General features: G+C 71.6%; 8 protein-coding genes. 3 read left to right on the plus strand and 5 right to left on the minus strand.

All coding sequences use genetic code 11. The features are described from left to right. Nucleotides 1-82: 82 nt before the first annotated feature. Entirely contained in the window at nt 83-1,345 is a 1,263-nt protein-coding gene (locus tag ACFY9S_RS11080; protein WP_391125701.1) for a protein kinase, read from the minus strand. Nucleotides 1,346-1,527: 182 nt separating this feature from the next. Then, nucleotides 1,528-2,469, minus strand: coding sequence for a protein kinase (locus ACFY9S_RS11085; RefSeq protein ID WP_391125703.1), 942 nt, complete (start codon nt 2,467-2,469; stop codon nt 1,528-1,530). 144 nt (nt 2,470-2,613) lie between these two features. Here ACFY9S_RS11085 and ACFY9S_RS11090 point away from each other — a divergent pair, with 144 nt between their 5' ends. Both ACFY9S_RS11090 and argB read left to right on the plus strand, forming a co-directional pair. Further along, nucleotides 2,614-4,599, plus strand: coding sequence for an N-6 DNA methylase (locus ACFY9S_RS11090; RefSeq protein WP_391125706.1), 1,986 nt, complete (start codon nt 2,614-2,616; stop codon nt 4,597-4,599). A gap of 357 nt (nt 4,600-4,956) precedes the next feature. Then, complete coding sequence (gene argB / locus ACFY9S_RS11095; RefSeq protein WP_391126583.1) at nt 4,957-5,838, plus strand: acetylglutamate kinase; 882 nt, start codon at nt 4,957-4,959, stop codon at nt 5,836-5,838. Here the strand turns inward: argB and ACFY9S_RS11100 are convergent. The 3 genes from ACFY9S_RS11100 to ACFY9S_RS11110 are packed head-to-tail and all read right to left on the minus strand — an operon-like array spanning nt 5,825 to nt 8,172. Further along, on the minus strand, nt 5,825-6,346 hold the full coding sequence (locus tag ACFY9S_RS11100; RefSeq protein ID WP_391125709.1) for a GNAT family N-acetyltransferase: 522 nt from the start codon (nt 6,344-6,346) through the stop codon (nt 5,825-5,827). The two genes, argB and ACFY9S_RS11100, sit on opposite strands and share 14 nt — an antisense overlap. A 30-nt stretch (nt 6,347-6,376) precedes the next feature. After that, nucleotides 6,377-7,951 (minus strand): amidohydrolase family protein, encoded by a 1,575-nt coding sequence (locus tag ACFY9S_RS11105; protein WP_391125712.1) that lies wholly within the window; start codon nt 7,949-7,951, stop codon nt 6,377-6,379. Nucleotides 7,952-7,959: 8 nt separating this feature from the next. After that, entirely contained in the window at nt 7,960-8,172 is a 213-nt protein-coding gene (locus ACFY9S_RS11110; protein WP_391125714.1) for an MbtH family NRPS accessory protein, read from the minus strand. Between the two features lie 93 nt (nt 8,173-8,265). On the opposite strand from ACFY9S_RS11110, the gene ACFY9S_RS11115 reads away from it, so the two are divergent. Continuing rightward, nucleotides 8,266-9,372, plus strand: coding sequence for an alpha/beta hydrolase-fold protein (locus ACFY9S_RS11115; protein WP_391125717.1), 1,107 nt, complete (start codon nt 8,266-8,268; stop codon nt 9,370-9,372). Nucleotides 9,373-9,451: the final 79 nt, after the last annotated feature.

Here is a 9,451-nt window from a genome sequence, read left to right on the forward strand (position 1 = left end):
ACGTGACGGCAGGCTAACACGAGCCGTCATCTGTGAACAGAGATTACAAATTCTTGAGTCGGCGTTCGGATCACGGCGGTCCTCAGCCCATGCGGCGCAGCCGCTCCAGCAGCTTCCGGCTCCGTCCCTGCCCGGCGTCGGACTCGGGCAGGACCGTCTCCTCCTCGTCGGCCAGGCGGCGCAGCAACTCCTCGGCGGCGTGCCGTTCCCCGGCGCGGATCAGCAGGACGGCGATCTCATAGCGCGTGTCCAGCACGGCGGGGTGGCCCGGTCCGAGCAGACTGCGCTGTTCGGCGAGGACGGACTTCAGTTCGTCCAGGGCCTCGCGGGTGCGGCCGAGCGCCCCCGCGCACAGGGCGGCTCCGACCCGGGCGGCGAGCGTGCCCGCGCGGTCCAGGCCGGGGGCGGCCATCAGCTCGTGGTACTCCTCCAGAGCGCGGGCGGGATGTCCCGCCCGGCGCAGGGCGGCCAGCTCGGCCAGCCGCGGGTGAACGGGCGTGGTCCCGGCGGCGGGAGCCGGTCGGGGCGCCCAGGCGGCGAGCAGGGCGGCCACCTCCTCGGCGGAGGCGGGCCGGTCCTCGGGCTTCTTCTCCAGCAGCCGCTCGACCAGGATGCGCAGGCCGTCCGGTACGCCGGGGCGACGGTCGGCGAGCGGCGGGACGGGGTCGTTGGCGTGCCGGTGGTACAGCATGAAGGGGCTGCCGTCGGTGAAGGGGGGCTTACCGGTGAGCAGTTCGTACAGGACGCAGCCCAGCGAGTACAGGTCGCTCGCGGGGACGGTCCGGCCCACAGCCTGCTCGGGCGCCATGTAGACGACCGTGCCGGGAGTGGCGTTGGCGGCGGTGAAACGGGTCTCGCCGGGCTCGGGCTCCAGAGCCGCCGCGACCCCGAAGTCCAGGACCTTGATCTCCCCGTCGGGGGTCAGCATCAGGTTCGACGGCTTCAGGTCGCGATGCACGACCCCCTGGCCGTGGGCGTAGGACAGCACCTCGGACGCGCGACGGGCCACGTCCGCGGCATCCTCGACGCGCAGGGGGCCGTCGTTCTTGAGGACGGCGTCCAGGGCCCGGCCCGGGACGAGATCCATGACCAGATACAGCTCGCCCTCATGGTTACCGTGGTCGTGGACGGCGGGGACGCCCGGGTGCCGCAGGCGACCGGTCAGGCGAATCTCGCGCAGGAAGCGGCGCTCCAGCGTGCTCGGTTCGGCACCGTGGCCGCGGGCCGCGAGGAGTTTGACGGCGACCTCGCGGTCATGGTCGCGGTCGTGGGCCGCCCAGACGACGCCCATCCCGCCCCTGCCCAGCTCGTGCGTCAGCTCGTACCGTCCAAGCCTCCGCCGCATCGCGCCCCGCCCCCAGTTCCGGCGCCTGCCGCGCCCGCCGCCTCCCGCGGCCGGGAGCCTCGCGGCACCCCTGCCGACCGGGCCATTGTGTCACCGGTCACGTGACTCCTGTGCCGCACGTGGCCAAAAAGTGCGGGCTACAACGATCGGAGCGCCCTCGCCGGAAACTGGTGACACTGTCGTTACAGGGGCATCGGGCCCTGGGGGACGAGGAAGGGGCGGCGCGGGTCCTCGGGCGGAGTCCGCCTGACCGCCAGCCCGGGATCCGGGCCCGGTAGGTGGGGAGCCAGGGCGGCGTAGACCTCGGCCGCCGACGCGGGACGGTCGTCCGGCCTCTTGGCCAGCAGGGCCGTGATCAGGTTCTGGAGATCCCCGGGCACGCGCACGCCCGCGTCCGCGACGAGGGGCGGAGGTGAGGCGAGATGGTGGGAGGCCAGAAGCGCCGGCTGATCCGTGGGGAAGGGCGTCTCCCCGGTGAGCATGTGGTGCAGCAGGCAGCCCACGGCGTACAGGTCGCTGCGGCCGTCGATCCGGTCCCGGCCTGCCAGCAGTTCGGGAGAGGCGCAGATGAGGTTGCCGACGCCCTCGCCGGTCATGGTGAGCCGCGGGTCCGTGTCGCTGAGCAGCTTGACCAGCCCGAAGTCGAGGATCTTCACGACGCCGTCGCGGCGGACCATGACGTTCTGCGTCTTGAGGTCGCGATGCACCAGGTCGGCCGCGTGGACCGCGGACAGGCCCGCGCACAGTTGGGCGGCGACGGAGGCCGCCGAGGGGACGTCGAGCCGACCGTCCTCCTGCTGGTCGAAGAGGTGCTCGAGCGTGGCGCCGTCGATCAGTTCCATCACCAGGCAGCACGTGTCGTCGGTGATCGACGCGTCGAAGACCGTGGCGATGTTCGCGTGGTCGAGGCGCGCGGCCGCCCGCGTCTCCCTGCCGAACCGTGTCAGTGCGGCGTCGCGGCTGCTCGCCACGGCCAGCAGTTCCGTTGCGACGGTCTTCACCGCGACGGGACGGTCAAGAGGCAGATCGCGTCCCTGCCAGACGTGCCCCATCACTCCGCGGCCCAGCACGGACTCCAGCCGATAGCGGTCATGGATCACCACTCCCGGCGCGAGACTCCACATATCTGCCGACCTCCACATTCCCTGCACAACAAGATGGAACGTACACGCTGTGAACAAAGTCAATGAGGGTAGTAGCCTTCCCCGCATGAACGGCCGCTGGGAACGCCGACCAGCCCAGCCGCCAAGTACCTCGGAGACTGAACCATGAGTGCCCATGACGCCGTCCCCGTCAGCCTGGCCGAGATCGCCCGGATCGCCGGCGTCGGGCGAGCCGCCGTGAGCAACTGGCGCCGCCGCCACGACTCCTTCCCCACCCGCATCGGGGGCACCGACGTCAGTCCGCAGTTCTCGCTGGCAGAGGTCGAGCAGTGGCTGCGGGACAACGGCAAGCTCGCAGACATCGGCGGCCGGGAACTCCTCTGGCCGCGCTTCGAGGCACTGGGCAGCCGGAACGAGTCGGGGCTGGCCATCGCCGAGGCGGCTCGTCGGATGCGTTCCTCCAGGGCACGGATCGCCCATCCCGAGCTCTCCGCGCAAGCCCGTGATCTGGTGGCTGAAACGGCGAGGGTGGGACGGGATGAGGGACCGCGCGAGACCTTCGAGTTCCTGCTGCAACGGTGGCTGGAAACCCATGTCCGACAGCTCAGTACCACACCGCCGCAGCTCGCCGCCCTGATGGCTCGGATCGCCCTGGCCGTCCGCCTCGGCCCGGCCCAGGGCGGACTGACCCTCCTCGATCCGGCGTGCGGTACAGGACACCTGGCCGCCGCCGCTGTACATGAGTACGACAGCCCCGGGCTGGAGGTACTCGCATGCGAAAGGGACCCGGCGCTGGCCGCGTTGACGGCCGGCCGTCTCGATTTCCTCGCGGAGGACCGCGGCATCCGGAGTCGGATCGCCACCGCCGACACACTTCGAGACGACCCCTTCGCCGGAGCGAAAGTCGACATCGCACTGTGCAATCCCCCCTTCAACGAACGCGACTGGGGCTACGAGGATCTCGCCACCGACCAGCGCTGGACGCACGGCCTGCCCCCTCGCACCGAGCCCGAACTGGCCTGGGTGCAGCACCTGCTCTCCCACCTCAAGCCGGGCGGTGCCGCCGTGGTCGTCCTTCCGCCGGCCGTCGCGTCACGCAAGGCGGGCCGCCGTATCCGCGGCTCGCTGCTGCGCACCGGAGCGCTCCGCGCGGTAGTGTCCCTCCCCCCTGGCAGCGCACAACCACACAGCGTGTCACTGCAGTTGTGGATCCTCCGCACGGCGCCGGACGGCCCCGCGTCCGCTCCCCCGAGCCAGGACGCCCTCCTGGTGGACGCCACACGTTTCGCGAGGTCGGGAACGCGCGAGCCGAGCCCCGACTGGGACGGCCTCGGTTCGTTCGTACTGACCGCGATGGCGACCCTCGACCAAGTGGACCAGGAGCCTCCGCAGGGCGCCGTGCGTGTTCCCCTGCTCGACCTCCTCGACGACGAGGTGGACGTCACTCCGGGGCGCTACACAGCGGCGGCGGCCGAGCCGTCCCGTAAGGAACTCGCTGGCAAGTGGGACGAGTTCGGGTCGCTGCTGACCGATCTGGCCGATCATGCGCAGCGTCTGTCCGCGCTCGACTTCGAGGCCGGGACTTCGCAAACCACAACGACGGTGGGGGACCTCGTCAAAGCCGGGGCACTGACACTGCGCGCCGGCCAGCAGCCGCTGGAGCCGGCCGCAACGGCTCGCGGGGCCGCCGTTCCGCTCCTCACCATCGCCGACCTTCTCCACGACGGCACTCCCAGCGGGGTGGTCCCCACCGGCTCGACCCCAGCAGTCGCCGAGGAGGGCGACGTCGTGGTCGCCGGAGTGGCTCGAGCCTTCAAGGCGTGGGTCCACGAAGGACCGCCGACGGCCTTGGGCCCTCAGCTCTACATCCTGCGGGTGGATACGGAGAAGCTGGACGCCCACTTCCTCGCCGGCTGCCTGCGCGCGCCGGCCAACGGGCGCCAGGCAGGCACCCATGCCTCCAGTTCGTCCAGGGTCGACATCCGGCGACTCCAGGTGCTCCAGCTTCCCCTGGAGAAGCAGACGGTGTACGCCGAGACGTTCCGAGGTCTCCGGGCCTTCGAGGAGCTGCTCACCGGCGCTGACAGTTCGGGCAAGGGGTTGGTGAGCGACATGAGTGACCGGCTTGCGGCAGGCGGGCTGACCACCTGATCGCCGCCGGCCCGGTCGGCGACCCACACCACCGTTCCGGCTTCTCCGGGGCTGTCCGCAGGACGACAGCTGCTTTCAGCATCAGGGCGGAGCAACGGTCTCACGTCGCCTGGGAATGTGCGGGGACTGATGCTGACCAGGTGCCGGCGTACCTAATGGCCCCTCAGGTGGACCAATTGCCAAACGGTCGACGCATGGCAGTGAACCACAGCCCGAGGTTGCAGCTGCGGCGCTTTGGAGCGGGACCGGAGCTCGCACACCACCTACCCCGTCGCATTTAGGTTAGCCTAAGCTAAATCGAGTCCCCTGGTCCGGGCCTGCTCGGCCCCCGCCACGAAACGGAGTGCCCGCGTGACCGTGGCAGCCGCCCGAGAAGAGGATTCATCCGTCCGGACACTCCCCTGGCCCGAGGAACTGCGCGGCAGCGTGGTCGTCGTCAAGTTCGGTGGCAACGCCATGGTCGACGCGGAGCTTCAACTGACCTTCGCCCAGGACGTCGTGGAGTTGTGGCACGCGGGCCTGCGCCCGGTCGTCGTGCACGGCGGTGGGCCGCAGATCAGCGCGATGCTGGAACGGCTCGGCCTGGAGACCCGGTTCGAGGCGGGGCTGCGGGTGACCACGCCCGAGACCATGGATGTGGTGCGCATGGTGCTGACGGGACGTGTCCAGCGGGAACTGGTCGGTCACATCAACGCACATGGGCCCTTCGCGGTGGGTCTGACCGGGGAGGACGCGCACACCATGACCGCCGTGCGGCGCCCGGCCCGGGTGGACGGCCGGGCTGTGGACATCGGCCTCGTCGGCGACGTCGTGGACGTCAACCCGGCCATGGTGCGCGCCCTGTTGGAGCAGGACCACATCCCCGTGGTCTCTCCCGTGGCCCGCGGCGCGGACGGGCAGGTCTACAACGTGAACGCCGATCTCGCGGCGGCGGCCCTCGCCGTCGCTCTCGACGCGGAGCGGCTGGTGATGCTCACCGACGTCGAGGGGCTGTACGCCAACTGGCCGCACAGCACCGAGGTGATCGCGAATCTGACGGCCGGTGCGCTGGACCGGCTGCTGCCCGGGCTGGCGAGCGGGATGCTGCCGAAGATGGAAGGCTGTCTGCGGGCCGTCCGCGGCGGGGTGCGCAAGGCACACGTGGTGGACGGGCGCGTGCCGCACACGGTGCTGCGCAGCGTCCTCGCCGGGACCAGCCCGGGCACCACCGTGGTGCCCGACGCCGTCACCAGGTCCTGATCAGGACGCGTGCGTCGCGCCGCGGGTCCAGGGACTGCGCCCAGGTCCGCGGCGCACGGTGCGCGGTCGTGGGCGTGAAGCCGTGGCGGAGGAACAGTCCGGCGCTCCCGGTGGTCGCCGTGAACAGGGCGCCGAGCGACCGGGCGCGCGCCGTGACGAGCACCGCGCGTAACAGCCCGGCTCCCGCTCCGCTCCCCTGCCGGTGTGCCGCCACGCAGAAGTTGTAGACGACGCCCGCGGGTTCGCCGTCCTCCGACGGGTCCACGGGGTAGGCGCGCAGGCCCACACAGCCGTCGAGTGTGCCGTCAGGGGCCTCCAGGACCAGGAAGTCGGCCGCGTGCGCGGCGTAGAGGGAGAGGGGGCGTTCGCGCAGCGCGCCCGAGCGCACGAAGGGCCGGGACAGGGCGGCGAGGGCGGTGGCCTCGTCCGGGCGGGCGGTGCGCAGGGCGGGCGTCGGTGCGTCAAGGGCGCGTCGCGGCGCGACAGGGCGCGGCATGGCCGTGGTCAAGGGGTTCCTTCCTCGGTTTTGGACCGGGGATCAGTCGCGCGGACGGCTCGGACGGCCGCCCACGTACGTCTCCACCACCTCGATGTCGCCGATGCGCGAGGTGTCGACGCTCCGGGGGTCGTCGCCGAGGACGACCAGGTCGGCGTGTTTGCCGGGGGTGAGGCTGCCCAGGCGGTCGTCCCAGTGGCAGGCGCGGGCGCCAGCGACGGTGTGGGCGTGCAGGGCCTCATCGACCGTGATGGCTTCGTCCGGGCCGACGATCCGCCCGGAGGTCGAGGCGCGCTCGACCATGAACTGGACGGCGCGCAGGGGCGAACCGTCGGCGACCGGCCGGTCGGAGCTGCCGACCAGGGGAATGCCGTGGTCCAGGAAGGCCCTGCCCCGGTACATCCAGGGGGCTCGTTCCTCTCCCATGATGGAGGCGTAGTCGTCGCCGAAGTAGTGCAGGAAGTTGGGCTGGACGACCGCGCTGAGGCCGAGTCGGGCGAGGCGCGCGAGCTGGTCGGGCCGGATCAGCCCGGCGTGTTCGATGCGGTGGCGTGCCTCGGGCCGGGGCCGGATCCGCTGGGCGCGCTCGATCGCGTCCAGGGCGATGTCCGCCGCGCGGTCGCCGATGGCGTGCACGGCGAGCTGCCAGCCGGCGAGATGGCCGTCCACGATGAGGCCGCTGAGCACATCCGGGTCGTCCTGCAACTGCCCGGCGTGGTCGAGCCCTTCGTACGGGCTGGTCAGCGCGGCCGTACGGGCCATCATGCCGCCGTCGGTGTAGACCTTCAGCGCGCCGACGGAGAGCCGGTCGTCGCCGAACCCGGTGCGCAGGCCGAGGTCGAGGGCCCTCGGGATGCCGTCGGTCTCGTGCGCGGTGACCGGGCTCAGCAGGTCCGCCGACACCATGAGCTGGACGCGCAGCGGCAGCAGGCCCTCGTCCCGGGCGCGTTGGTAGGCGCCGAGTTCGACGGGGCTGTGGCCGAACAGGGTGCCGCCGATGCCCGCTTCGGCGCAGGCGGTGACGCCCTCGGTGAGGCAGGTGCGGGCCGCGCGGCCGATCGCCTCGGACAGCTCCTCCTGGGAGTGCGGCAGACGCAGGGCGCGGGCGGCGCCCATGGCCTGCTCGGCGAGGAAGCCGTTCTCGTGCGGGATGCCGGCGGGGAGCAGGTCCAGGACTGCGGTGTTGACCACGCAGCCGTGCCCGGAGTCGTGCAGCAGGTAGAGCTTGCGTCCGTCACTGACCCGGTCCAGGTCGGCGGCGGTCAGATGGCGGCCCAGAGCCCGCTGGTCGTAGCCGGCGATGCTCACCCAGTCGCCGGGTGCGCGGGTGCGGGCGACGGCCTCGGCCACGACCGCGAGCACGTCGTCGACGCGGGTGCGGCCCGCGATGCTCGGGGTGTTCTGCTTGAACCCGGTCCAGGCGAGGTGGACATGGGCGTCGATGAACCCCGGCAGCACCGTGGCGCCCTGGAGGTCGACGACGTCCCGGGCGGGCAGGGAGGTCACGGCCTCGTCGAGGCCCACGATCCGGCCCTGCCAGATGCCCAGGTCATGAGCGACCGGATGGTCCGGATCCATGGTGAGGAAACGGGCGTTGGTCAGCCTGGTGCACAGCATCGGCGGTGTCAGGCGTCCTGGGACGCGGCGAGGGACCGGGGGCGCAGGTCCGTCCAGTGGGTCTCGACGTACTCCAGGCATGCCTCGCGGGTGTTCTCGGCGAAGGCGACCGTCCATCCTCCGGGCACTTCGGCGAAGGACGGCCAGAGGGAGTGCTGGCCCTCGCCGTTCACCAGGACCAGGAAACGGCCGTCGTTGTCGTCGAAGGGGTTGGTGCTCATGTGCTGTGCCTCCTCGGAAGGCCAAGATTAGGTTAGGCTCGCCTAATTGACGGAGCTTAGCCTTTGGTCCTTCCCTCTCACAAGGAGACGTTCATGCACGTGGCCGCGGCCGACAGGGAGGGCGCGTTCGCCGGGTTCGGGCTGCCGGGCGCGCCCGGCAGTTCCGCGTTCTGGGCTGCTGTGAGGGCGCCCTCGTCGGTGCCCGCCGAGGGCGGCGGTTGGGTGACCCTGTTCCTGTGGCGCGGGTCGTCGCCGGTGACCGTCGAGTTCGAGAGCTGGTCGGAACCGGTCGCGCTGAGCCGCTGGCAGGACACCGACTGCTGGTACGCCGAGGTGGCCATGCCCGAACGGCTGCGGGTGACGTACCGGTTCGTGGCGGGTGACGTCTTCCATGCCGACCCGTTCAACCCGGCCGGGGCGGGTGGTGAGCGGTCCATCGCCGCGACCCCGGACGCCCCGGAGCAGCCGCACTGGCCCGTCCTCGGAACGGACGCGGTGCTGCCTCTGCCGCTGGCGCGGATCCGGTGGGCCAGTGAGCGCCTGGGCGGGCGGCGGACCGTGCGGGTTCATCCGGCGGGGGGCGGTGGGCCGGTGGTACTGCTGCTCGACGGCGACGACTGGCTCCATCTGCATCCGGCTGTGACCGCGTTCGACTCGGCGGTGGCGGCGGGTGAGGTGCCGCCGGTCACTCTGGTCTTCCTGCCCGCCAAGGACCGGGTCGCCGAGTTCACGTGCCGGCCCGAGCTGTGGGAGGCGGTGCGGGACGAACTGCTGCCGCTGGTGGCGGAGTCGGGCGTCCCTGCCGATCCGGAGCGGCTGGTGGTCGCCGGACAGAGCCTCGGGGGGCTGAGTGCGGTGTACGCGGCACTGGAGTATCCCGGGCTGGTGTCGCGGGTGGCGTGTCAGTCGGGGTCGTTCTGGTGGACGCCGGATGCCCTGCGGGCAGCTGATCCGTTGGGGGGTTCGGTCGGGGGTGCTATCGCCGAGCGGTTGCGGGCGGGTGTTGATCTGTCGGGGCTGCGGGTCGCGTTCGACGTCGGGGAGCACGAGGACCGGATGCTGCCCCACTGTGAGGTGACCGAGGGTTTGGTGGAGCGGGCCGGGGCGACCGTGCGGGTGTCCCGGTCCGCGTCGGGGCATGACCGGGCGGGGTGGCGTCATGCGCTGCTCAGGGATGTCGGCTGGGCGCTCGGTTCGTAGTCGTGTTCGGGGCGGTGTTCATAGTCGTGTTCGGGGCGGTGGGGGCTGGTCGCGCAGTTCCCCGCGCCCCTGAGGGCAT

Origin of the sequence: Streptomyces sp. NPDC012474 (assembly GCF_042955185.1) — a bacterium.
Classification (GTDB): Bacteria; Actinomycetota; Actinomycetes; order Streptomycetales; family Streptomycetaceae; genus Streptomyces; species Streptomyces cahuitamycinicus.